Origin of the sequence: Streptomyces monticola, from assembly GCF_042665355.1 — a bacterium.
Taxonomy (GTDB): domain Bacteria; phylum Actinomycetota; class Actinomycetes; order Streptomycetales; family Streptomycetaceae; genus Streptomyces; species Streptomyces monticola.
This window is the reverse complement of the sequence record NZ_JBHTCF010000001.1, coordinates 378,169-401,240: the sequence shown is the minus strand read 5'-3', so window position 1 is coordinate 401,240 and position 23,072 is coordinate 378,169. Positions and strand designations below refer to the sequence as shown.

The following is a 23,072-nucleotide window of genomic DNA, read 5'->3' as shown; positions in this document are numbered from 1 at the left end:
TCGGTCAGCTCGGTCAGCTCAGGATCCGTCACCGGTCCGGGCTGTCACGGCAGTGCGGGTATCGCGGGGCGTCCCTTCTCGTAGACGGTGAGTCCCTTCGCCAGCTTCAAGGGCACCAGGACCAGTTCGACCGCCAGGGCCTTCCATGCGTAGACGGCGTTGACCACCTTGGTGGCGTACACACAGGGGATGTTCAGGAGCACGCCGAGCACCGGCAGCTCGCGTCTGTGGGCCGCGTACACCAACGGCGGTGCGGTCAGGAGCAGTTCGGCTCCGGCCCACCAGGCTAGGGCCTCGCCCAGCGACCAGGACGAGGCCGCCGCGACCAGGAACGGTGTCGCCCACCACAGCGGCGCCGTGACGATCTCGAAGAGGGCGAGCAGTACCCACAGGGCGAGTATCGGCTTCGCCGTGAACAGCTTCGGCAGATGCAGCCGGACGTTCTGACAGAACCCCGCCATCCAGCGCCAGACCTGCTTGCGCAGATACATGAGGGTCTCGGGGTCGGCGGCCCGGGCGACCGCGTCGCTCACGTACACAGCGCGGCGCCCGGCGATCATCTGGGACCAGGTGTAGTCCATGTCCTCCACGATGGTCCGCTCGGGGAATCCGCCGAAGGCCACCAGATCCGCCCGGCGGAACACCGAGCAGCAGCCCGAGCACACCATGGGGCTGGCCGCGGCGTGCTGGATGGGGCGGTGCCAGTGGAAGCCGAAGAGATACTCGACCGACCGGCCGCGCTCCCACAAGGTGCGGGTGAATCTCGTCTGGACGGCGCCGGCGGCGATGGTCACCTCGGGGTCGTCGAAGACCGCGGCGGTGCGCTCGATGTAGTCCGGCGCGAGGACCGTGTCGGCGTCGACGGCGAGCACCAGCTCCGTCGAGCAGTGAGGCAACGCGTAGTTCTGCGCCTTCGCCTTGCTGCCCTGGTTCCGCGGTGGCCTCAGGACCGTCGCGCCGTGCGCCGCGGCGACCTCTGCCGTGTGGTCGTCCGAGGCGTCGTCGACCACGATGATCTGCCGGGGCGGCGCCGTCTGGCGTGCCAGTGAGTCGAGCGTGGCCGGCAGCCCCGCCTCTTCGTTGTGCGCGGGCACGATGACCGTGACCTCGTGCCGGTCCGGGCGGTGTCGCCCGCTTCCGCTATGTCGTACGTGATTCATGCCGTGCTCCCCCGGTACTCCGGGCCCCGGCCCGGATCGCGCTCCTCGTCAGTACGGCAAGACCCACCAAGCCGTAGACGAGCGTGCTGATGCCGATGAACGGCAGGCCTCCGTGCATCTCTCCTCCCCCGTGCGATGTGTCTGGACCGCCTCGGTCGCTTCTGTCGCGGTCCAGACATCGATGACGTTAGCCCGGATCCCGGATCCCATCCGGAACGGCAGATTCCTGTGGATAACTCGGCAGTGAAGTCTCGGTCGGGGGGTGAGGTCGTCGAGGAGCTGCTCACGCAGGGCCCGGTACTCCAGCCCGTGCGAGGCCGGGGCTTGAACAGACGCGACAGGCCGCCGCGGGGTGGCACTCCTGCACCCACGCTCCCGAGCACCCAGGCACCCGTCCACCAGCCAGCAGTCATCAGATAGCGTCCGCCCATGAGCACCACGGGCGACTGCCAGAACCCCCCACACGCCGCGACCGAAACCCGCACCACGCGCGCGATGAACTCGATGCGCCCCCTCCCCCTCGGCGGCGACCTGCCCGTGCGCCGTCTCGGCTTCGGCACCGGGCAGTTGACCGGCACCGGATACTGGGGCCCGCGCGGGGAGCCCGCGGCCGCGGTGGCGGTGTTGCGCAGGGCCGTCGAGCTCGGTGTGACGCTCGTCGACACCGCCGACAACTACGGCCCGGCCATCGCGGAAGAACTCGTCGCTCAAGCACTGCACCCTTATGCGGCTGATTCTGCGGCCGATGTCGTGGTCGCCACCAAGGGCGGTGTGGTCCGTACGGGCCCGAACGTCTGGCACATCGAGGGCAGTCCGCGGCGGCTGCGGGAGATGTGCGAGGCGAGCCTGCGGCGACTGCGCGTGGACACGATCGACCTGTATCAGTTGCACCGGTTCGACCCCGAGGTCCCGATGGCCGAGCAGCTGGGAGCACTCGCCGAGCTCAAGGAGCAGGGCAAGATCCGGCATATCGGGCTCACCACGATCACGTCCGACGACCTCGATGCGGCCCTGAAGATCACGGACATCGCCTCCGTGCAGAACCGCTACAACCTCCTGGACCGCGCCGCCGAACCGCTGCTCAAGCAGTGCGAGGAACGCGGCATCGCGTTCCTGCCGTGGTTCCCGCTGGGCCACGGCGCGCTCACGGAGGACCCGGTGTGCGCCGAGATCGCCCGCGCCCACGACGCGACGCCCGGACAGATCGCCCTGGCCTGGCTGCTGCAGCACTCCCCGGTGCTCTGCCCGAGCCCGGGCACGGGTTCGCTCGGGCACCTGGAGGAGAACCTGGCCGCCGCCGCGATCCGCCTCTCTCCTGAGGAAGTCGCCCGCCTCGACGCCCTCGCCTAGGACCGACTCCCAGGGCGCCCGGCCATAACCTCCGCCCATGGCCTCCGCCCAGGACTTCCGCCTCGGGCGCCCTTCCTCAACTCGCCCTAATCCGCCGCCACAGCGGTGTCCACCACCGCCGTGTCCCTCGCGAACGGCGTGCCCTGGTGGAACCAGAGCAGCCAGCCGCGATCTGTGCTCCGCCACAGGGAACTCCGGTGCGACAGCCGTCCGTTGTTGTCTGTGTCGAAGGTGAGATGGACGAGGTCGTCGGCGAGCTGGACGCCGCGCATCCGGGAGGTGGTGATGGGTCGTTTCCCCGGTTCCTGCTGCCCGGTCAGGGCGGCGATGATGGTTTCCCGGTCCCAGCGGCGGCCCGAGGCCCCGATCTCGGTGTATTCGGGGTGGAGCAGCGATCCGAGCAGTTCGGGCGAGCGGCGCACTTCCGGGGCGAGCAGGCGCAGTTCGCTCTCGATGGCGGCCTCCACGGCGGGCGACTTCTCAGGCACGGGTGAGCTCCACGAGTTTGGTGACGGTGTTCCAGTTGCGGCTGGTGGCCACGACTCCCTTGAGCAGGCCGGGCCGGGCGAGCGCCTCGGCGAGCTTGGAGCGGCCGAGCCCTTCGGGAGCGTAGAGATAGAGCGCGCGGTCGCCGAGTGCGAAGCCCTCGGGCGCATACGCCGACGGGTCGACGGCGGCGAACCGTTCGGGCCCGACAGGCTCGGAGAAATACGTGACGTGGAGCTGCTTTCCCTCAAGGGTGGCGGCGGGATAGGGGCAGGCGTCGGCGACGGCCCGCAGATAGGCACCGCTGCGCACCAGGCAGTCGACCTGGAAGCCGAAGTGCCGTTCGATGGCCTTGCCGAGCTCCGCGGCGAGGGTGTCCTCGTCGCCTGACGCGCTGGTGAAGACGGCGTTGCCGCTCTGCAGATGCGTACGTACGTCGCCGTGGCCGAGGCCCGTGAGGAGGGTGCGGAGTTCGGCCATCGGGAGCTTCTTGTGACCGCCCACGTTGATGCCCCGTAGCAGGGCCGCATACGTCGTCATGGGCACACCCTAGACATCCGCGCACCGGGGCCCGCGCATGACGAAGACGGCCGCCGTGCCCCGTGGGGGTTGGCACGGCGACCGCCGGTCGAAGGTCTCCCGGGACCCGGGGAAGCGGGCCCCGGGAGACTGCTCGAGAGGGCGGAGGAGGGTGATCCCCCGCCCTCTCGAAAAGGTGCTGCTCGAAGAGCCACCGGACGCCACAGCCGCCGCAGCCACTGGAGCCGCCGCACGGCGGGGCGCCCTTCCGGGAACTGCTACTCGACGACCTTGAGCAGCTTGTTGGGCGTGCCCTCGCTCGGGTTGGAGATCTTGTCCGGGGTGGCGCCGTCGGTCAGGCCCTTGGCGACCTGCTCGGGCGTGGCATCCTTGTGGCCACCGAGGTAGACGGCGGCGGCACCCACGACGTGCGGGGTCGCCATCGACGTACCGGAGATGGTGTTGGTGGCGTCGTCACCGGTGTTCCAGGCCGAGGTGATGTCCGAGCCCGGGGCGTAGATGTCCACGATCGAGCCGAAGTTGGAGAAGTCCGACTGCTCGTCCTTGTTGGTGGAGGAGGCGACCGTGATGGCCTCCTTCACGCGCGCCGGGGAGACCTGGGCGGCGTCGGAGGACTCGTTGCCGGCGGCGACACCGAAGGTGACACCGGAGGCGATGGACTTGCGGACGGCCTCGTCGAGGGCCTCGTCGGCGCCGCCGCCGAGGCTCATGTTGGCGACCGACGGGCCCTCGTGGTTCTTGGTGACCCAGTCGATGCCGGCGACGACCTGCTCGGTGGTGCCGGAGCCCTGGTCGTCGAGGACGCGGACGGCGACGATCTTCGCCTTCTTGGCGACACCGTGCTCGGCGCCCGCGATGGTGCCGGCCACGTGGGTGCCGTGGCCGTTGCCGTCGTCGGCGCTCTCGTCGTTGTCGACGGCGTCGAAGCCGTGGGCCGCGCGGCCGTCGAAGTCCTTGTGGCTGACGCGGACACCGGTGTCGATGACGTACGCGGTGACGCCCTCACCGGCGGCGTCGGGGTACGTGTACTTCTTGTCGCCCTCCGTGTCGGCCTGGTCGATACGGTCCAGGCCCCACGACGGCGGGTTGTCCTGGGTGGCGTCGATCGTGAACTTCTTGTTCTGGACGACCTTGTCGACCGCAGGGTCGGCGGCCAGGCGCTTGGCCTCGGTCTCCGAAAGGCCGGAGGCGGAGAAGCCGTTGACGGCCGAGGAGTAGTTCCGCTTCAGGTCGCCGCCGTACTCCTTGGCGAGGTCCTGCTTGCCACCCTTGGTGGACTCTTCGTCGAGCATGACGATGTAGCTGCCGGAGACGGCGCCCTTGGCGTCGGCGCCGTAGATCTTGCCTTCGGCGGCCGGGGCCGCTCCCGCGAAGGGGCTTGCCAGGACGGTCACGCCCACCGCGGTGGCGGCGGTGGCTATCGCCGCGGTGAGCTTAAGGGTGCGCGCACGCTTGTGAGTTGCCATGAAGAGGGGTCTCCTCGTGGTTTGTGGGGGGATGTGGGGGGTTCATAAGCGTTACTGCCTCAACGCCCGTAGACCCGGAAGATCTCCGGGCGTTGAGTCGAAACCCTGTCGGATTGACGCGCTCAGTTCAATACCTACATACACCTGTGACTTGTTCAACAAGGTTCCGTAATAACAAAAGGGGCGCTCTGCGCATATCGCAGAGCGCCCTTGAGGCCGATCCGGAATCCGGACGGAACGGGTGACAACGGGTCAGGTCACCAGGGGACAAAACGGGGCGCCGGGGAGGAGGCGGCACCCATGGGCCCCGGAAGACTCAGGCCACCGCGGCCAGCTTCCGCTGCTCGAAACCGTCGATCGTGCGCGTGAAGTCACGCGTGGAAAGCAACAGTTTGTAGATGATGGCGAGTTCGAAGACGAGCAGCAGGACGCCTGCCACGATCGTCGCGGGAACCACCACGTCGAAGAGCGGGCCGATGATGAAGACGCCCATCTGGAATTCGATGCCGCTGACCAGGTGCGTACGGATGCGCTTGCCCAGGAGGAACGAGCGGCAGCGCAGATACCAGGGGAAGCGGTGCCGGAACTCCTGGTGCAGATCGATGACTTGGGCCTTCAGAAGGACCCCGGCGGCACCGGCCTGCGCACCCACGCCATCGGCGCCCGGCCCTTCGGCGACCGCACCCTCGGCGACGGCACCTTGAACGACCGCGCCGTCGGCGCCCGCACCCGCGAGCCCACCCCGCGCCGCCTGCAGGTCCTGCTCGATATCCGCCTCCGGATTGTCGCGCAGGAGGTCTTCCATGAATGCGAGCTCCGCCTCGTTCTGGGCCCGGCGCGCCTCACGCACACGCGCCTTGATCTGCTTGCGCATCGAGTGGCGGATCTTGAAGATCTCAAGGGAGTTGATGTACCGCAGGGTGTCGAGCCCGACGACGGCGAGAGCCAGCCAGATATAGAGGGTCTCGCCGGTGCGGTGGTACTGCCCGGCCATCAGGGCCACCGCGCACACCATGACGCGGATCCGGTCGAAGACGAAGTCCAGCCAGGCACCGAAGACCGAGCCCGTGCCGGTCAGGCGGGCGACCTTGCCGTCCATGCAGTCCAGGATGAAGCTCAGGTGATAGACGACGGCACCGGCGATCAGCCAGTGCCAGTCACCGAGCGCGAAACACGCGGCGGAGCCGAGCCCGAGCAGGAAGGCACCCCAGGTGATCTGGTTCGGAGTGACGCCGGTCCGCATCGCGGTCTGCCGTACCAGCGGGGTGGCAATCGGGTCGACGAGCAGCACGGTCCACCACGCGTCGCGCTTCTTCTGCGTGATGCGGCGCACCTCGGCGAGAGGCGGTATGTCTCGGCGCATGGTCAACTTCCTGACGTTCGACTGGAGTTCATCTCACGCTAAGAAGGTCGTTGACCAACGAACAAGAAGTGCCCCGTACAACCTTTACCCGGGGGTAAGGGTCGTACGGGGACGACGAGTCAATGGCCCCAACAGGCCAAAGGGTTGTTACCTGAGCGTTATCGCCACGAGCCCCTGACCGTTATCGAGCGGCCCCCGCCTACCGCCTCGCCAGTGCGGCCCGCGCCTACCGCCCCGGCAGTTCGGCCTCGATCAGATCGGCGGCACGCCGCGTACCGCCCTCGCCCGCCATCTGCACCTTGATCTCCTCCAGCCGGCGCGCCACCTGGGGGTCACCGACGAGTGCGAGCACGGCCTCGCGCAGCACCTCCGCGGTCGCCTCCTCCGTCGGAACCTGCCGGGCGACCCCGAGCGCCTGCAGCATGTCGGCGTTGCCGAACTGGTCGACGGCCTGCGGCACGGCCACCATCGGGGTCCCGGTGGCGAGCCCTTCCTGGCTGCCGCCCGCACCGGCATGCGTGATGAACACGTCGGCCTTCTTCAGGACCGCCAACTGCGGTACCCAGTTGCGGACTTCGACATTGCCCGGGATCTCGCCGAGCTCGCTCGCGTCGACGTGCTTGCCCACTTGGAGGACCAGATGCCAGCCCGGCAGGTCACGGAAGGCCTTGATGCACTCGCGGTAGAAGCCGGGCTGCTTGGTGAAGGACGAGCCGAGCGAGACGAGCGCCACCTTCTCGGCCCCGGCGGGCCGCTCCCAGTCGCCCTGCGCGGCGCGGTCACCCTGACAGGCCCCGACGAAGGTGTGCACCTTCTCGTCGACCCGGTCGGCGTTCGGCTGCAGCGCCTTGGGGATCAGTACGAGCGAGCGCGGCGGACGGCCCACGAACGGGTCGGGGTGCTGAGTGATCCCGTTCTCCTCCAGCCAGGCCTGGAAGCGTGCGTAGTACGCCTGTCCGCGCTCGGTCTTCCTCGGCTCCTCCCACATCGGCTCGGCCACCTCCTCCTCGTACCCGTCCCAGGCCACCAGGTTGGGCGAGAGCGAGATCTCGGGAACACCCCAGCGACGGGCCAGGACCCGGGCCGGATAGGAGGTGATGTCGTGCAGGACGAGGTCCGGTTCGTCGCCCTCGTACGCCTTGGCCAGCTGCGGCAGCGCGTTGATGGCGTCGTTGAGGAACGGCTCGACGTTGTCGAGCAGCGTCGTGCCCCAGGCCGCCGGATCGTCGTCGGGCGAGGGCAGCGTGGTGGTGTAGAGCACCGGCTCCGCACCGGTCTCGGCGACCTTCTCCTCGAAGAGGTGGGGAATCGCGTACGTGACACGGTGCCCCCGGGCGACGAGCTCGCGGATCACCTCAAGGCTCGGGTTCACATGCCCGTGGGCGGCGATGGAGAACATGGCGATATGGGCACGCTCGGCGGATGTCATGACGCGACCCTAAGCGAGACGATACGTATCGTGCAACCAATGACGAGACGAACCGTCCCGGCGGGCCCGCCCGACCCGCCGGAAGTCACCGCCCGCCAGACCCGCTCGAACTCACCGGCCGACGGGAGCCCACCGGTTCATGAACGCCTCAGCGCTGATCATGAACGCCTCAGCGCTGATACCGCGCAAGCACCAGATTCCCGTCCTCCACCAGCCGCTTCTTCAGCTCGTCGGCGTCGATCGCGCCGCTGTAGTACTCCTGCAGTGCCGGGGTCGCCACCTTGTCCTTCCACTCCGGATAGCCGCGCACCGACTGGGCGGGCGCCGATCTCAGCTGTCCGGCCAGTGCCGTGCCCGTGGCCCAGTCGTTCTTCTCGCTGTGCAGAGCCGGGGCCTTCAGGGCCTCGGTGCCGGTCGGCAGCATCCAGTCGCCCTGGGCCAGACGCACCATGTTCGGCGGCCGCAGCAGGAAGTCGATGAACGCCATCGCCTCCTTCTTGTGCGGGCTGTCCTCCGCGACGGACAGGGTCTGGGGACTGACCCCCTGCTTGAGGCCGTCGGCGCCGGCGGGGGCGGGCAGGACCTGCCAGTCGAAGCCGTCCGGCGCCTGCTGGGCGATCTGCTGCCGGTACGAGAAGCCGAGCGGCACCATCGCGTACTTGCCGCCGAAGAAGCCCGGCAGGGTGTCCGAGCCTCCCATGCCGAGGGTCGAACTCGACGCGCTCTTGTCGGTGTTGACCTGGTCATGGATGGTGCCCGGCACCACCTGGTCGCCCTCGTCGAAGCGGATCCGCACCTTGCCGTCCGCACCGCGGTGGAAGATCTGGCCGCCCGCGGACAGCGACAGGTTCAAGGTGGCCGAAACCGGCTCCTTCAAGGGCCAGGCCACACCGTACTTTCCGTCCCCGCTCAGCTCCTTGGTGATCTTCCGGAACTCGGGCCAGCTCCATGGCTTGTCGGGCGTGGGAATGCGTACCCCCGACTCCTTGAGCCACTTCGCGTTGGCGATCAGGACGCGCGGCTCCTGCAGGAACGGCACGCCGTAGATCCCCTCGCCGAAGGTGGCGGTCTCCCAACTGCGCTGCGCGATGTCCGACTTCAGGCGCGCGGGCAGCAGCTCCCGCAGATCCGCGAGATAGCCGCCGTACGCGAAGTCGGCGAGGTCGTCGGAGGCGTCGTGGATGATGTCCGGCGCCTCACCGCCCTCGAAGGAGGTGAGCAGCTGGTCGTGCACGCTGTCCCAGCTGCCCTGGACGTACTTCACCTGGATGTCGGGGTGGGCGGCGTTCCACTCCTTCACCAGTTCCTTGTTGGCGTCGATGGACTCCTTCTGCCAGGCCAGGGACTGGAACTGGAGCGTGATCCGGCCGTCGTCGTCCTTGCTGCCGCCGGAGCAGCCCGTGGTGAGGAGCAGGGCGAGTGCGGCGGCGGCCGAGGCGAGAAGGCGTAGACGCATCAGTGCTTCACCGCCCCGGCCAGCATGCCGCCCGTGATCCGCTTCTGGATGAGCGCGAAGATCACGAGCGAGGGGATGGTCGCGAGGAACGCCGCCGCGGCCAGCGGGCCGAGGTCGGCCACGCCCTCGGTGCCGATGAAGCGGTTCAGGATGACGGGCAACGTCTGCTTCTCCGGGGTCTTCAGCAGGACGAGCGCGAAGAAGAACTCGTTCCATGCGGTGATGAAGGCGAACATCGAGGTCGCCACGATGCCGGGCGCGAGCAACGGCGCGGTGACCGAGACCAGGGTGCGCAGCTTGCCCGCCCCGTCCACGGCGGCCGCCTCCTCCAACTCCGGTGGCACGGCGCGCACATAGCCCACCAGCATCCACAGCGCGAAGGGCAGTGCCCACACCACGTACACCAGGATCAGACCGAGCAGCGAGTTGATCAGGTGGAGGTTCTTCAGGATCAGGAAGAGGGGGATGATGATCAGAACGAAGGGGAAGGCCTGGCTGATCACGACCCAGCCGGTGGCCGCCTTCGCGAGGCGGTTGCGGTGGCGCGCCATGACGTAGGCCATGGGCGTCGCGATCACCACCGCGATCAGGGCCGCGCCGACGGCCACGATCAGCGAGTTGGCCGCGGCCTGGAGCAGCGGCTGCTCGTCGAAGGCCTGCCGGAAGTTCTGCAGGGTGGGGTTCTCGGGGATCCAGGTGGGGTGCAGGCTGCCCAGTTCCTTGGCCGGCTTGAAGGCCGTGGAGATCAGCCATGCGAATGGGAAGGCGAGGAAGACGAGATACGCCGCAAGCGCCACGTACTGCGCGGCTCGGGTGGATTTCCTGGTACGCATCAGCTCTCGTCGCCTCCCTTCAGGCGGCCCACGAGATAGAACGCGAGGATCACCGAGATCACCGCGACCATCACGCAGCCCATCGCCGCGGCATAGCCGAACTGGCCGTAGCGGAACGCCTCTTCGTAGGCGAAGAGCATCGGAAGCCGGGTGCGGCCGCCGGGGCCGCCCTGGGTGAGGACGTACACCAGGGCGAAGGAGTTGAAGTTCCAGATGAAGTTGAGCGCCGAGATGGCGAGTGCGACCGGCTTGATGGCCGGCCAGGTGACGGTGCGGAAGCGGCGCCAGGCGCCCGCGCCGTCCATCGCCGCGGCCTCGTGCAGTTCGCGCGGGGTGTTCTGCAGGCCCGCGAGCAGGGCGACCGTCGTCTGTGGCATACCGGCCCAGATTCCGACGACGATCACGGCGAACAGCGCGGTGGCGGTGCCGGTCAGCCAGTCACGGCCTGCTCCCAGGCCCAGGTTGGAGAGCGTTTCATTGAGCACGCCCGCGTCCGGGTGGTAGACGAGCCGCCACATGATGCCGACGACCACCTCGGGCATCGCCCACGGGATGATCGCAAGGGCTCGTGCCAGCCAGCGGAACCGGAGGTTCTGGTTGAGCAGCAGGGCGAGGCCGAGCGCGAGGAAGAACTGCGGCACAGTGACCCCGACGGCCCACAGCAGGCCGATGCGGAACGAGTCCCAGAACAGCGTGTCGTGGAGCAGGTCCTGGAAGTTCAGGAGCCCGATCCACTGGGTCGCGGCGGTGCGGCCCGACTGCGCGTCGGTGAAGGAGAGCCCGATGCCGTAGAGCAGCGGGCCGACGCTCAGGACCAGGATGGGGATCAGCGCGGGCAGCACCAGGAACCAGGCACCGTGGTCCACCGGTCTGCGCGGGGGCGGTTGCTTCGCTGACCGCTTCGTTGCGGTCGCCAATGTCACGGGATCGGCTCCTTTGGGCGGCTCAGTGGGGAATAGCCGCCCAGGCGGCCCCCGTCATCGTGCTGATGTGACCTTGATACGTCAAGCGCCCGCGCATGCCTTGTGGCCTGTGCGAATGCGATCGCACGAGCTGCGAGACTGGGCGGTGCCGACAGGGCGTGTGCAGTGGTGTGGGAGGCAGGAAATGGACGAGGCACGGGCGCGCGAAGTGCTGGCCGGGGCAGGCCTGGCCGATGATGCGGAGCTCCTCGCGCTCGGCGAGAACGCGGTGTTCGCCGACGGCGATCTCGTGGTCAAGGTCGGCCGCCCGGCCGCCGAACTGCTCGACCGCGCCCGGCGCGAACTGCGTATCGCGGACTGGCTGCGGGACAGCGAGGTCCCCGCGGTGCGGGCCGCGGAGCCGGAACCCCGCCTGGTCGACGGCCATCCGGTGACGCTCTGGCATCGCCTCGGCGCTCCGCTGCGGCCGGCCGGGCCCGCGGATCTGGCCGGCCTGATCCGTCTGGTGCATGCACTGCCTGCTCCTTCCTTCGGTCTTCCGCGCCGGGAACTGCTCGGCGGCGTCGAGCGCTGGCTGCGGCTCGCGGGCGACGCGATCGAGCAGAGCGACGCCGACTATCTGCGCGAGCGCAGGGACGGCTTCGCCGCGGCGGCCGCGGCGCTCACACCGCACCTGCCGCCGGGCCCGATCCACGGCGACGCCCTGCCCCGCAACATCCATGTCGGGCCGGACGGACCGGTCCTGGTGGACCTCGAGACGTTCTCCTCGGATCTGCGTGAGCACGATCTGGTGGTCATGGCCCTGTCCAGGGACCGCTACGGCCTGGCGCCCGAGGCGTACGAGTCCTTCATCGCGACGTACGGCTGGGATGTGCGTGAGTGGGACGGGTGCGCGGTGCTGCGCGGGGCGCGGGAGACGGCCAGCTGCGCCTGGGTGGCGCAGCATGCACCCACCAATCCCAAGGCGCTGGCCGAGTTCCGCCGCCGGGTGGCGTCACTGCGGGACGGGGACAGCGCGGTGCGGTGGTATCCCTTCTGACCTCGCGCGGCCCTCTTCGGACCCTGCGGCGCCCCGCCCCTTCTGGCCCCTCCTGCTCCCGCGATGCCCTTTCCGACCCCTTGAGGGTCCGATCCCCTCAGGGTCCGATCCCGTGAAGGTCCGATCCCGTGAGGGCTCGCGCCTAGCCGGATATGGCGCGCAGGGGCCAGGTGCCGTCGATCACGGCTGTCGTATCGCCCTTGGCGCGCAGGAAGTTCTGGAAGTCGGCCGCCCACTCCGCGTACCACTCGATCTGGCGGCGGTGCAGGGCCGCGGGGCCGAGGGCGGCGGCCTTGGGGTGGCGCACCGCTATCGCGCAGGCGACCCGGGCCGCGGCGAGGGCATCGGCCATCGCGTCATGAGCGGCGTCCAGCGGCACGCCGTACTCCGTGCAGACCGCCTCCAGATTCCGCTTGCCCTTGCGGAAGCGGTCGACCGCGCGGTCGATGGTGTAGGGGTCGATGACCGGGGCGGGGTCGATTCCGCCGAGGCGCTCGCGCAGGGACGGCAGGGAGTAACGGTGGAGTTCGGCGGTGAGGAGGGTCAGGTCGAAGGCGGCGTTGTACGCCACGACCGGGACGCCCGCCAGCCAGTAACCCGTCAGCGCGCGGGCCAGTTCGTCGGCCACCTGGTCCGCCGGGCGGCCTTCCGCCCGTGCGCGTTCATTGCTGATGCCGTGCACGTCCACGGCCTCCTGCGGGATGGGCACGCCCGGGTCGGCCAGCCACTCTCGGCGCCCTATCGGCTCCCCGCCCTTGACCTCGACCAGCGCGCCCGTGACGATCCGCGCCTCGCGCGGGTCCGTGCCGGTGGTCTCCAGGTCGAAGCCGATCAGCAGCTCCTGGTGCCAGCCCATCGTGGCCCTCCTTCGTGGTGCTCTCCCCCATGTGTGCTTCACGATCCCATGCGCCACTGACAATCCGACGGGCGCGTTCCGGTTGACCGCCGTGCGGGCGCCGTGCGGAGTCCGGACGGGGCGCCGTGCGGAGTCCGGACGGGGCACCGCGCGGAGTCCGGACGGGGCACCGCGCGGAGTCCGTGCCGGCCTCGGGCGGGCCCTCAGGACACCGGCCGCGAGTCGGCCCATACCGACTCGAACTCTTCACGGTAGATCTCGAAGAGTCCCTGTTCGCCGCTTTCGCCCGCCTTCACGACCCGGCCGCCGCCGCGCAGGACGAGCACCGGCGCCTCCATGCCGCGGGTTCTGCGCAGATACGACTGGACGACGGCGATGCCGTCCGCGCCGTCGCCGTCGACGAGGTACGCGGTGAACCGAGGCGTCTCGTCGAATACATGGATCTGGAAGGCGCCCGGGTCCCGCAGCCGGGAGCGGACACGGCGCATATGCAGGATGTTCATCTCCACCGAACGGCTCAACTCTCCTCGCTTGAGGCCGAGTTCGCGTTCGCGGCGCTTGACCGCGCTGCTCGCCGGGTTGAGGAAGAGCAGCCGCACCCGGCTGCCGGTCTCCGCGAGCCGCACCAGGCGGCGTCCGGAGAAGCTCTGGACGAGGAGGTTCAGGCCTATGCCGACGGCGTCCAGGCGGCGTGCCCCGCCGAAGAGGTCCTCGGCGGGGAACTGTCTGAGCAGCCGCACCCGGTCGGGGTGGACCCCGACCACGTCCGCGTACCGGTCGCCGACCAGGTCCTCGACGGCGTCGACGGGCAGACGGCGCGCGGAGGGCACATCGGAGTCGGCGCCGAGCATGTCGAGCAGCCGGGCGGAGGCGCGTTCGGCCTGGGCCAGGACGGTTTCGGACAGGGCGCGGTTGCGGGAGACGACATTGCGGGCGACCTCCAGCTCGTCGAGGGCGAGCTCGACGTCACGGCGGTCGTCGAAGTACGGCTCGAAGCACGGCCAGTGCTGCACCATCAGCTCCCGCAGCTGCGGGAGGGTGAGGAAGCTGAGCACATTGTCGTCGGCGGGGTCGAGCAAGTACCCCTTGCGGCGGCTGACTTCGCGTACGGCGACGGCGCGCTGCACCCACTCCTGGCCGGCCGGGCCCGCGGCGGCGACCACCCAGTCCTCGCCGTGGACGGGTTCGTAGACGGGGCGCACCACCGCGGAGACGACCGCGCGCAGCCGCTGCTCCACCAGGTTCAGCCAGATATAGGCGCGTCCGGCCCGCTGGGCGCGGGTGCGCACTTCGTTCCAGGCGTCGGCGCCCCAGTCCAGTTCGGGGCCGATCTGCGCGGACTCCATGGGGCGCGCCAGGGAGACGGCTGAGGGCGGGACGTCGGTGGAGCCTCCCTCGCGACCCTCGTCGCCAGGGGGCAGCTCAAGACCGCCCGAGCTCACCCGCGCACCGCCTTCCGCTCCCCCCTGGGCCCCTTCCGGGGTTGTGGTCCGGGGCGTGGTCGGGCCCCGGTTCAACGATCAAGGAAGGGTACTCCGGGAGCGGCGGGCGGTGCAGCCGGATGCACAGGGTCCTTTCTCAACCCCCTTGCTATGGGCGGCCGTTCTCGTCGGCGAGGTCGTCGGGAGTGAGCGGATTCATAGCGGTCACATCCCGTGGGGCGAGTGTGAAGCCCTGCCAGTGGACCGGCATCGGCTGCTGGTCCTCGTCCCGGGCGATGTGATGGAACCCGATGTTGACCCAGGTGATCGGGTGCTTGAGGGTCTGGCCGTTCACCCACTTGTCGACGCTCTTGGGGCCGCAGCCGGGAACGTTGTTGTGGGTGGCGTATTTCTCGCACTTCTTGTACTGCGTGAAGTACACGTCGTGGTTGGTGTACTCACGGCCGGGGTGCTTGTCGGTGTGGCCTGGGGCGATCTCGTACGAGCGCGGGTGGCCGTCCTTGTTCGTGCCGGCCCCGGAGACCACGCGCCACCAGCGCATGCCCTTGGCGTCACCGGCGAGCTCCTGGGTGACGGGGGTGCGGGTGGTCTTGGTCTTGGGGGCGCCGCTGCCCCGCGTCACCTGGGAGTCGTACTGCTCGACCTTGGACTGCGTGGAGCCGTCGAGGCCGAAGTCCAGACGCCAGAAGACGTTGTGGCTGTGGCTCTCGGCGTAGTCGCTCGCGCCCTTGCCGATGGGCCAGCCGCGGCCGTCCGTGCCGTCGTAGTCGTCGGGCGAGAGGCTGCCGGTGGCGCCGACGTTGGACGCGATGGTGCCGTCCGAGGAGAAGCGCCACTCGGTGATGTACTCGTACCAGGACGTCTTGTTCACGGCGTAGATGAGCAGGTCCTTGCCCTGGGCCTGCCAGACCTTGCTCGGCCGGCCCTCGGGCGACATGCGATAGGCATGGCCACGCGCGCGTGTGGTGGTGCACAGCCCCTTCACGTTGCCCCGGCGCGGGACCTTGACGGTCTTGATGGTCCCGCCGGGGCACTCGCCGGGCTTCAGCGTCTGCAGATCCTCGGCGAAGCCGTAGCCGGTGAGGTCGTCGTACTCGAACTCGCCGTCGTCGTAAGGCACATGGATCTGGCCGAGACGGGCGCTGTTCAGGACGGGGATGGGCTTGGGCTCGCCCTTCGGCTGGTAGGTGATCTTGTCGAGGGTGACGCCGGCGTACTTGTCGTAGTGCCAGCACATGCGCCAGGTGGTGCCGCCGTCGAGGGTCTGCTCGATGCGGTAGGCGGGGCTGCAGTCCGGGGCGGCGGCGCCCGGTGCCCGCTGGGCGGTCTGTGGCTGCTGCTGTGGTGCGGCCGTGGCCGGCCCGGCGGCGGTCATGGCGGCGCCGAGCAGCACACAGGCCGCGAGACCCGCCGCGGCGCGCTTGTGAGCGCGCCGGACTCTGTTGACGTGCATGCGAGATGACTCCCTCGTACGGGACGCACGTGGCGTATCAGAAGTGCACGGGATGGTGGATACGGCCTGGACGCGGCGCGGCGCAGCGCGACTGTCGGGCGCTCGCGCGGTGACGTCTCAGGCCCTCAGGCGCTCGGGCCGGTCAGGGGAGGCGGGTGACCTTGCGGTCGCTCAGGTCTATGACCAGGTTCCGGATGTCTATCCAGGGGCCGTTGACGACCTTGGCGACCAGTCGGATGCACCGGTGCTCGCCGCACTTGGAGAGTGCGGGCGGCACCTGCTCGACGGTCTCCTTGCGGAAGACGAAGGCATTGAGGTGCAGCTGTCCTGCCGAGGTCAGGGCATTGCCCGTCGCGTCTTCGTAGTCCCGCTTGAGGTCGGCGCCCAGCGGGTCGGCCATCAACAGCTCGGCCGCCTCGGCGCGTTCGGCCGCGACTGCGGGTGGCTGGATGCCGCGCTCGGCCTCGGTGGTCTCCACCTTGCCGGTGGTGAGGTTGACGGTCTTGGCGATCAACTCGTCCGTCTTGTAGTCGTAGTACAGGATTTCGGCGCGGCGTGCCGTGTCGTCGCCGTCGGCCGGGTCGGGTTCGCTCAGGTCGGTGGACAGATGCTGTGGGCCGCGGTCCCCTTCCACGTCCCTGGCGGCCAGACGGGCCTCACCGCTCAGCGCGGCCTTCTCGGCGCGCTCGGTCTCGGCGGTGGTCAGCGGGTCGGTGCCGACTCCCTTGTCCCCTTCACTGGGCGCCGCTTCCACGACGCCGGGCAACGGTGCCTGGCGGGCCGCCGTCTTCACATCACGCTCACCGGCCCCCGCGGCGCCGGGCAGCGTGACCGCCACCGCGACGGCCGAGCCGGTCAGTGCCACCGCCGTGCCTGCCACCAGCTTCCCCAGGTGCCTGCGCAGGATTGTGCGCACATTCCCCCCCTACTCCCCCTATGAGTGCAAGTCGAATCCGGTGTCACATCCGTGGGTATACGAAGCTTCTGTACACCCAGCTAGACGATCGCAAGTCCGGGGAGGTTCCCGTACTTTCGAGGAGATCTGCCCCAACTGGCACCAAGTCATGGGGCCGGAAGTGGAAGAGTCTTATCCATGCAGGTCTGGCCTGGACAGGCGTACCCACTCGGCGCGACGTACGACGGCGCCGGCACCAACTTCGCGGTCTACTCGGAGGCCGCCGACCGGATCGAGCTGTGCCTGTTGCACGACGACGGCTCGGAGACCGCGGTGGAGCTGCGAGAGACCGACGCGTTCGTACGGCATGCCTACCTGCCCGGCGTCATGCCGGGCCAGCGGTACGGCTACCGGGCGCACGGCCCTTACGCACCCGAGAGCGGGCTGCGCTGCAACTCGGCGAAGCTGCTGCTCGATCCGTACGCGCGCGCGGTGAGCGGCTCCATGGACTGGGGCGAGGAGGTGTACGGCTACCACTTCAAGCAGCCCGACAAGCGCAACGATCTGGACTCGGCGCCGCACATGATGACGTCGGTGGTGGTCAACCCGTTCTTCGACTGGGCCGACGACCGCCCGCCGCGCACTCCGTACCACGAAACCGTCATCTATGAGGCGCACGTCAAGGGCCTCACCATGCTGCACCCGGCGCTCCCGGACGACCTGCGCGGCTCCTACGCGGCGCTCGCGCATCCGGCGATCATCGAGCACCTCACGGAACTGGGCGTCACCGCCCTGGAGTTGATGCCGGTGCACCAGTTCGTGAACGATCACAGACTGGTCGACCAGGGCCTCAACAACTACTGGGGCTACAACACGATCGGCTTCTTCGCACCCCACAACTCCTATGCCTCCTGGGGCGACCGGGGCGAGCAGGTCCTGGAGTTCAAGCAGGCGGTGCGGGCCCTGCACGAAGCGGGCATCGAGGTCATCCTCGACGTGGTCTACAACCACACGGCCGAGGGCAACCACCTGGGGCCGACGCTCTCCTTCCGGGGCCTGGACAACGCCTCCTACTACCGGCTGATGGACGACCCCCGCTACTACATGGACACCACGGGCACCGGCAATTCCCTGCTCATGCGCTCGCCGCACGTCCTGCAGCTGATCATGGACTCGCTGCGCTACTGGGTCACCGAGATGCATGTGGACGGCTTCCGCTTCGATCTGGCGGCGACCCTGGCCCGGCAGTTCCACGAAGTGGACCGGCTTTCGTCGTTCTTCGACCTGGTGCAGCAGGACCCGGTGGTCAGCCAGGTGAAGCTGATCGCCGAGCCCTGGGACGTCGGCGAGGGCGGCTACCAAGTGGGCAACTTCCCTCCCCTGTGGACGGAATGGAACGGCAAGTACCGCGACACGGTGCGGGATCTGTGGCGGGGTGAACCACGCACTCTGGCGGAGTTCGCCTCCCGCCTGACCGGTTCGTCCGACCTCTATCAGGACGACGGACGGCGTCCCCTGGCGTCCATCAACTTCGTCACCTGCCACGACGGTTTCACCCTGCGCGACCTGGTGTCGTACAACGAGAAGCACAACGACGCCAACGGCGAGGACAACCACGACGGCGAGAGTCACAACAGGTCGTGGAACTGCGGCGCCGAGGGCGAGAGCGACGACCCGGAGATCCTTGGTCTGCGCGCGCGGCAGGCACGGAACTTCATCGCCACCCTGATGCTGTCGCAGGGCGTGCCGATGCTCAGCCACGGCGACGAGCTCGCCCGCACCCAGGGCGGCAACAACAACGCCTACTGCCAGGACAACGAACTGGCCTGGGTGCGCTGGCCGGAGCAGGACGAGGAGCCGGACCCGCTGCTCGCCTTCACGCGCGCGATGGCCTGGCTCAGGCGGGACCATCCGGTGTTCCGCAGGCGCCGCTTCTTCCACGGCCGGCCGGTCGAAGGCACCCACGACGAGCTGTCCGACATCGCCTGGTTCACTCCGCGCGGCGGGGAGATGCGCCAGCGGGACTGGAACCGCTCGCACGCGCGCGCACTGACGGTTTTCCTCAACGGCAATGCGATCTCCGAGCCGGGGCCGCGCGGCGAGCGGATCCAGGACGACTCGTTCTTGATGATGTTCAACGCATCACCGGATCCCATCGAGTTCACCGTCCCGGTCAACCACGGACGGCAGTGGCAGGTGGTGGTCGACACCGCGCGGGCGGAGGGTGTGCCGCCGGGTACGGGGCCGAAGCTGAAGGCGGGCGAGCGACTGACCCTGCCGGACCGCAGCCTCACGGTGCTGCAGCGGCCCGCCTGATAGGAGCCCGGGACGGCGCCTCACGGTGCTGCGGCAACTCGCCTGAACGGAGTACGGGACGGAGCCTCATGGCGCCGCAGCGGCCCACACGCCGACCGTGCCGCCAGGCCTCACGCCGATTGCTGCGCCGGTTGCTCGGCCACGCCGACGAGCCCGCCCTCGCCCCTGGCCGCGTCCCGTGACGGGCGCGCGAGCAGGGCCACGACGAAGGCAAGGCCCGCCGCGGCACTGGCGACGGCGAAGGCCGCGACCGGGCCGTAGGACTCGGCGAGCCGGCCGGCCACGGCGAGCGTCACCGCCTGGCCGGCGACGAAGGCACTGACGGCGAACGTCATGCCTTCGGACAGGCGCCGGCGCGGCACGGCCTGTTCGGTGAGCCCGAAGCCGGTGATCAGGTTCGGGGCGAAGACGATGCCGAACACCGTCACCGCGATGTACAGGCCCCACAGGGAGTCCGTCCATGCCATCGGCAGCACCAGGAGCGCCGCGGCGGCCGTGGTCACCCGCCACCGGAGGTGAAGGCCGATGCGCTCGGGCACCGCCGCCATGGACAGGCCGACCACCGCGCCCGTGACGCCCATCGCGGCGTACACGAGGCCTGCCTGGTCCGGCCGGCCGAGTTCGTCGGCGAGCGCGGTGATCCCGGCGCCGCAGCCGCCCAGGAGCACACCGACGAGTACGAGGCCGACACGGACCACGTACACCTGGCGCGGCATCCCGGAACGTTCGCCACGCGCGCGTGCGCGTTCCCCCGCCGCTCGCGCGCGTGGCTGCTCGACACGCCCTGCGACCGCCCCCACCAGTGCGGCGGTCGGGTGCAGGGCAAAACCGGTGCCGCAGACGCCCGCCAGAAGTGCCGCGAGGCCGACCGCATAAGCCGGATGACCGGCGACGGCGGCGAGCCCCACCGCCGCGGGACCGAGCACGAACGACACCTCGTCCATCGTGCTCTCCAGGGACATCACCGCGTTGACGAGACGGTCCTTCGCGCCCTTGCGGTGGGCGAGCGCCACGAGGCGGGCGCGGGCCAGCGGGCCGATCCCCGGCACCGTGGCGCCCGCGAGCGCCCCGAAGAGGACGAGGAGCGGCGTGGCCACGTCCAGGAGCGCCGCCCAGGTGAACACGGCGATGGCCACGGCATTCAGGAGCGAGAACACGAGCACGACATTGCGCTGTCCGCGGCGGTCCGCGAGACGGCCGACGAGCGGCCCCGTCGCCACCTGCCCGAGTGCCAGCGCACAAGCGACCACACCACCCGTGGCGAGCGACCCGCTGGTCTCGGTGACCAGCAGAACGCTGCCCATCTGGATGACCGCCGTGGGCAGCCGCCCCAGGAAGGAGATCACCGGCAACAGCGCCCCGGAAAGCCCGATCACCTCGCGGTAGGCGGCGAACATCCCCTGCGGCCGATGCTGATCTGCGGTTACCTGTTGCGTCGTTTCCGCGGTCCCCTGCTGCATCGTTCGACGCTATTGGCGTGGCCCGCGGCACATGCATGCGTTGATGACACGAAAGCCGGTGAGGGGGTACGTAGGTTCGCATGACGCCTGAGCCCACAGCCACGGCCGGCACCCCCGCATCCGCCGGAGCCCTCCCGCCCCCGACCGCCACTTACCGGCTGCAGCTGCATACCGGCTTCCCCTTCGCCGCCGCCCGGGCCGCTGTGCCCTACCTGGCCGCCCTCGGCATCTCGCACCTTCATCTGTCGCCCGTGCTCGAAGCCGCCCCCGGCTCGGCGCACGGGTACGACATCGTCGACCACGCGCGCGTGCGGGGCGAACTCGGCGGCGAGGAAGGGCTGCGCGCCCTGTCCGCCACCGCGCGGGAGCACGGTCTCGGACTCGTCGTCGACATCGTGCCCAACCACATGGCCGCGCTGCCGCGCTACAACCGGGCGCTCTGGGAAGTCCTGCGCGAAGGGCCGCACTCCCCCTATGCGCCCTGGTTCGACATCGACTGGCAGGCGGGCGGCGGGCGTGTGCTGCTCCCCGTGCTCGGCCACCGCGTCGGCACCGAACTGGACCAGGGCCTGATACGCGCGGACGGCGACGTCCTGCGCTACTACGAGCATGAGTTCCCGGTGCGCGAAGGCACCGCGCACCTGCCGCTGCCCGAGCTCCTGGACGCCCAGTGGTACCGCCTCACCTGGTGGCGGCTCGCCCGCACCGAGCTCAACTACCGGCGCTTCTTCACCATTTCGGACCTGATCGCGGTGCGCGTGGAGGACCCGGACGTCTTCGCCGCCACCCATGCCACCGTGCTGCGGCTGCTGCGCGAGGGCGTGATCGAAGGGCTGCGCGTCGACCACCCCGACGGGCTCGCCGACCCCGGGACCTATCTGCAGCGGCTGCACGAGGCGGCCGGCGGCCGCTGGACGGTCGTCGAGAAGATACTCGCCGACGGCGAGCGGCTGCCCGCCGCCTGGCCCGTCGCCGGGACGACCGGCTATGACGCGCTGCGCCACATCGACGGCCTGTTCACCGACCCGGCGGGCGCGGCCGAACTCCTGAGCCGTTACCGCGACTTCGCCGCCGTCGACAGTGACCGGGGCAGCCACTGGGAGACGACGGTGCGCCGCGCGGCGTACAAGGTGGTCACGCATGAACTGGCCGCCGAGACCGAGCGCCTCACCCGCGCCGCGGCCCGCTGCGCCGCCACCGTGCCCGCGCTGCGGGACCACGCGCCCTGGGCTCTGAGCGTCGCGCTGCGCGAACTTCTCGTACGGCTGCCGGTCTACCGCCCCTACGGCACCGGGGAGGCCGTCAGGGCGGTCCTCACGGACACCGCCGCCGAACCGGCGCGAGCCGCCTTCACGGTGCCCGAGGAGGCCGAGACGGTGGATCTGGTCCGTGAGCTGCTCATCGGCCGCGGCGGCGAGGGCCCCGAACTGGCCGAGCTGCGGGCCCGGTTCGCGCAGACCGCGTCCGCGCTGCGCGCCAAGGCCTACGAGGACACCGCCTTCTACCGCTATGTGCCGCTCCTGTCGGCCGCCGAGGTCGGCGGTGAGCCCGGCAGCCCTTCGGTGCCCGCCTCCGCGTTCCACGCCTACTGCACGCGCGTGCAGCGCGACTGGCCGACCACCGCCACGGTCCTGTCCACCCACGACACCAAGCGCAGCGCCGACGTACGCGCGGGCATCGCCGTCCTGACCGAATGTCCCGAAAGGTGGGGCGACTTCCTCGCGCGCGTCACCGAAGAGGCGGGGCGGACCGAGGCGGGCCGGGCGCCCGACCCGCAGACGGCCTGGGCCGTGTGGCAGACCGCGGTCGGCTTCGGCCGCCCCGACGCGGAGCGGCTGAGGGAGGCCATGCTCAAGCACGCACGCGAGGCGGGCCTCTACACGAGCTGGACCGAACCCGATCCGGTCTACGAGGAGACGCTCCGCGCCTTCGTCACGGCAGGACCGTGCGGCACACCCGCCCGCGCGGTGGCCGAGTTCACCGAAACACTGCGCCCCTATGTGCGGGCCAATGTGCTCGGTGCGGCGCTGCTGCATCTGACGATGCCCGGCGTACCCGACGTCTATCAGGGCACGGAACGGGTCTTCCGCGCCCTGGTCGACCCGGACAACCGGCGCCCCGTCCACTTCCCGCAGCAGCACCCCGGATTCCCCGTGCACCCCGAGCACCCCGAGCACCTCCAGCCGCCTCCCCGCCAGCAAGGCCTGGACGACGAGAAGTTGGCGCTCACCACGGCAGCGCTGCGGCTGCGCCGCGAGCGCCCCGATGTCTTCGGCGAGTCGGCGGCGTACCAGCCGCTCGAAACCCGGGGGCCGGGCGCCGCGCACTGTGTGGCCTTCGCGCGGTCGGGCCCGTCGGGACGCCTTGTCACGGCCGTGACCCGGCTCTCGCTGCGGCTGTCCGAAGCCGGCGGCTGGCGCGACACGGAGCTTGCGCTGCCGCCGGGACGGTACGTCGATGTGCTCACCCCTGGGCGGGAGTTCAGCGGACACACGCGCGTGGCGGAGGTTTTCGAGCACCGGCCGGTGGCCCTGCTGGTGGCAAGGCCGCAGTAGGGGGGGCGCCTTCCCAAGCCTCCGGGCCACCGGGGGCTCGGGCGGCGGCC

General features: G+C 69.8%; 18 protein-coding genes. 4 read left to right on the top strand and 14 right to left on the bottom strand.

All coding sequences use genetic code 11. The annotated features are described in order from the left end of the window. Nucleotides 1–44 precede the first annotated feature (44 nt). Complete coding sequence (locus ACFQVC_RS01625) at nucleotides 45–1,160, bottom strand: glycosyltransferase family 2 protein (RefSeq protein WP_381825577.1); 1,116 nt, start codon at nucleotides 1,158–1,160, stop codon at nucleotides 45–47. Nucleotides 1,161–1,655: 495 nt separating this feature from the next. Here ACFQVC_RS01625 and ACFQVC_RS01620 point away from each other — a divergent pair, with 495 nt between their 5' ends. Further along, nucleotides 1,656–2,510 (top strand): aldo/keto reductase, encoded by an 855-nt coding sequence (locus ACFQVC_RS01620; protein ID WP_381827038.1) that lies wholly within the window; start codon nucleotides 1,656–1,658, stop codon nucleotides 2,508–2,510. Nucleotides 2,511–2,596: 86 nt separating this feature from the next. Here ACFQVC_RS01620 and ACFQVC_RS01615 read toward each other — a convergent pair whose 3' ends face one another. From ACFQVC_RS01615 to ACFQVC_RS01580, 8 genes are all read right to left on the bottom strand, one after another. Beyond that, entirely contained in the window at nucleotides 2,597–2,998 is a 402-nt protein-coding gene (locus tag ACFQVC_RS01615) for a nuclear transport factor 2 family protein (protein WP_381825575.1), read from the bottom strand. Then, nucleotides 2,991–3,536, bottom strand: coding sequence for a DUF1697 domain-containing protein (locus ACFQVC_RS01610; protein WP_381825573.1), 546 nt, complete (start codon nucleotides 3,534–3,536; stop codon nucleotides 2,991–2,993). The genes ACFQVC_RS01615 and ACFQVC_RS01610 overlap by 8 nt, the downstream gene beginning before the upstream one ends. A 257-nt stretch (nucleotides 3,537–3,793) precedes the next feature. Continuing rightward, nucleotides 3,794–5,002: a S8 family peptidase gene (locus tag ACFQVC_RS01605; RefSeq protein WP_381825571.1), complete on the bottom strand. Its 1,209-nt coding sequence runs from the start codon at nucleotides 5,000–5,002 to the stop codon at nucleotides 3,794–3,796. A 316-nt stretch (nucleotides 5,003–5,318) separates the two neighbouring features. Continuing rightward, entirely contained in the window at nucleotides 5,319–6,365 is a 1,047-nt protein-coding gene (locus ACFQVC_RS01600) for a CDP-alcohol phosphatidyltransferase family protein (protein WP_381825569.1), read from the bottom strand. A 226-nt stretch (nucleotides 6,366–6,591) separates the two neighbouring features. After that, nucleotides 6,592–7,794 carry a macrolide-inactivating glycosyltransferase gene (gene mgt / locus ACFQVC_RS01595; protein WP_381825567.1) on the bottom strand — a complete coding sequence of 401 codons (1,203 nt, stop codon included), beginning with the start codon at nucleotides 7,792–7,794 and terminating at the stop codon, nucleotides 6,592–6,594. Between the two features lie 169 nt (nucleotides 7,795–7,963). After that, complete coding sequence (locus tag ACFQVC_RS01590; protein WP_381825565.1) at nucleotides 7,964–9,250, bottom strand: ABC transporter substrate-binding protein; 1,287 nt, start codon at nucleotides 9,248–9,250, stop codon at nucleotides 7,964–7,966. After that, complete coding sequence (locus ACFQVC_RS01585; protein ID WP_381825563.1) at nucleotides 9,250–10,083, bottom strand: carbohydrate ABC transporter permease; 834 nt, start codon at nucleotides 10,081–10,083, stop codon at nucleotides 9,250–9,252. The genes ACFQVC_RS01590 and ACFQVC_RS01585 overlap by 1 nt, the downstream gene beginning before the upstream one ends. Next, nucleotides 10,083–11,006, bottom strand: coding sequence for a carbohydrate ABC transporter permease (locus ACFQVC_RS01580; protein ID WP_381825561.1), 924 nt, complete (start codon nucleotides 11,004–11,006; stop codon nucleotides 10,083–10,085). Before ACFQVC_RS01580 ends, ACFQVC_RS01585 begins: the two co-directional genes overlap by 1 nt. Nucleotides 11,007–11,190: 184 nt before the next feature. Here ACFQVC_RS01580 and ACFQVC_RS01575 point away from each other — a divergent pair, with 184 nt between their 5' ends. After that, the gene (locus ACFQVC_RS01575; protein ID WP_381825559.1) at nucleotides 11,191–12,045 is read left to right on the top strand and encodes a phosphotransferase enzyme family protein; all 855 of its coding nucleotides are present in this window, start codon (nucleotides 11,191–11,193) and stop codon (nucleotides 12,043–12,045) included. A 142-nt stretch (nucleotides 12,046–12,187) separates the two neighbouring features. On the opposite strand, the gene ACFQVC_RS01570 is transcribed toward ACFQVC_RS01575, so the two are convergent. The 4 genes from ACFQVC_RS01570 to ACFQVC_RS01555 all read right to left on the bottom strand — a co-directional run bounded on the left by ACFQVC_RS01570 (nucleotide 12,188) and on the right by ACFQVC_RS01555 (nucleotide 16,712). Beyond that, nucleotides 12,188–12,901 (bottom strand): 3'-5' exonuclease, encoded by a 714-nt coding sequence (locus ACFQVC_RS01570; RefSeq protein ID WP_381825557.1) that lies wholly within the window; start codon nucleotides 12,899–12,901, stop codon nucleotides 12,188–12,190. Nucleotides 12,902–13,104: 203 nt separating this feature from the next. Next, nucleotides 13,105–14,343: an SAV2148 family HEPN domain-containing protein gene (locus ACFQVC_RS01565; protein ID WP_381825555.1), complete on the bottom strand. Its 1,239-nt coding sequence runs from the start codon at nucleotides 14,341–14,343 to the stop codon at nucleotides 13,105–13,107. A gap of 148 nt (nucleotides 14,344–14,491) precedes the next feature. Then, the gene (locus tag ACFQVC_RS01560) at nucleotides 14,492–15,796 is read right to left on the bottom strand and encodes a copper amine oxidase (RefSeq protein ID WP_381825553.1); all 1,305 of its coding nucleotides are present in this window, start codon (nucleotides 15,794–15,796) and stop codon (nucleotides 14,492–14,494) included. A 142-nt stretch (nucleotides 15,797–15,938) separates the two neighbouring features. After that, nucleotides 15,939–16,712, bottom strand: coding sequence for a Tat pathway signal sequence domain protein (locus ACFQVC_RS01555; RefSeq protein WP_381825551.1), 774 nt, complete (start codon nucleotides 16,710–16,712; stop codon nucleotides 15,939–15,941). 177 nt (nucleotides 16,713–16,889) lie between these two features. Here ACFQVC_RS01555 and glgX point away from each other — a divergent pair, with 177 nt between their 5' ends. Next, nucleotides 16,890–19,007: a glycogen debranching protein GlgX gene (gene glgX / locus ACFQVC_RS01550; RefSeq protein WP_381825549.1), complete on the top strand. Its 2,118-nt coding sequence runs from the start codon at nucleotides 16,890–16,892 to the stop codon at nucleotides 19,005–19,007. A 110-nt stretch (nucleotides 19,008–19,117) separates the two neighbouring features. Here the strand turns inward: glgX and ACFQVC_RS01545 are convergent, their stop codons facing one another. Continuing rightward, complete coding sequence (locus tag ACFQVC_RS01545; RefSeq protein WP_381825547.1) at nucleotides 19,118–20,467, bottom strand: MFS transporter; 1,350 nt, start codon at nucleotides 20,465–20,467, stop codon at nucleotides 19,118–19,120. Between the two features lie 80 nt (nucleotides 20,468–20,547). On the opposite strand from ACFQVC_RS01545, the gene treY reads away from it, so the two are divergent. Further along, complete coding sequence (treY, locus tag ACFQVC_RS01540) at nucleotides 20,548–23,022, top strand: malto-oligosyltrehalose synthase (RefSeq protein WP_381825545.1); 2,475 nt, start codon at nucleotides 20,548–20,550, stop codon at nucleotides 23,020–23,022. Nucleotides 23,023–23,072: the final 50 nt, after the last annotated feature.

What these genes read in the sequence shown, in the direction of transcription:
- treY (WP_381825545.1), top strand. Translation starts at nt 20,548, where the DNA reads ATGACGCCTGAGCCCACAGCCACGGCCGGCACCCCCGCATCCGCCGGA.
- glgX (WP_381825549.1), top strand. Translation starts at nt 16,890, where the DNA reads ATGCAGGTCTGGCCTGGACAGGCGTACCCACTCGGCGCGACGTACGAC.
- ACFQVC_RS01620 (WP_381827038.1), top strand. Translation starts at nt 1,656, where the DNA reads ATGAACTCGATGCGCCCCCTCCCCCTCGGCGGCGACCTGCCCGTGCGC.
- ACFQVC_RS01605 (WP_381825571.1), bottom strand. Translation starts at nt 5,002, where the DNA reads ATGGCAACTCACAAGCGTGCGCGCACCCTTAAGCTCACCGCGGCGATA.
- ACFQVC_RS01585 (WP_381825563.1), bottom strand. Translation starts at nt 10,083, where the DNA reads ATGCGTACCAGGAAATCCACCCGAGCCGCGCAGTACGTGGCGCTTGCG.
- ACFQVC_RS01560 (WP_381825553.1), bottom strand. Translation starts at nt 15,796, where the DNA reads ATGCACGTCAACAGAGTCCGGCGCGCTCACAAGCGCGCCGCGGCGGGT.
- ACFQVC_RS01625 (WP_381825577.1), bottom strand. Translation starts at nt 1,160, where the DNA reads ATGAATCACGTACGACATAGCGGAAGCGGGCGACACCGCCCGGACCGG.
- ACFQVC_RS01590 (WP_381825565.1), bottom strand. Translation starts at nt 9,250, where the DNA reads ATGCGTCTACGCCTTCTCGCCTCGGCCGCCGCCGCACTCGCCCTGCTC.
- ACFQVC_RS01570 (WP_381825557.1), bottom strand. Translation starts at nt 12,901, where the DNA reads ATGGGCTGGCACCAGGAGCTGCTGATCGGCTTCGACCTGGAGACCACC.
- ACFQVC_RS01610 (WP_381825573.1), bottom strand. Translation starts at nt 3,536, where the DNA reads ATGACGACGTATGCGGCCCTGCTACGGGGCATCAACGTGGGCGGTCAC.
- ACFQVC_RS01575 (WP_381825559.1), top strand. Translation starts at nt 11,191, where the DNA reads ATGGACGAGGCACGGGCGCGCGAAGTGCTGGCCGGGGCAGGCCTGGCC.
- ACFQVC_RS01545 (WP_381825547.1), bottom strand. Translation starts at nt 20,467, where the DNA reads ATGCAGCAGGGGACCGCGGAAACGACGCAACAGGTAACCGCAGATCAG.
- mgt (WP_381825567.1), bottom strand. Translation starts at nt 7,794, where the DNA reads ATGACATCCGCCGAGCGTGCCCATATCGCCATGTTCTCCATCGCCGCC.
- ACFQVC_RS01600 (WP_381825569.1), bottom strand. Translation starts at nt 6,365, where the DNA reads ATGCGCCGAGACATACCGCCTCTCGCCGAGGTGCGCCGCATCACGCAG.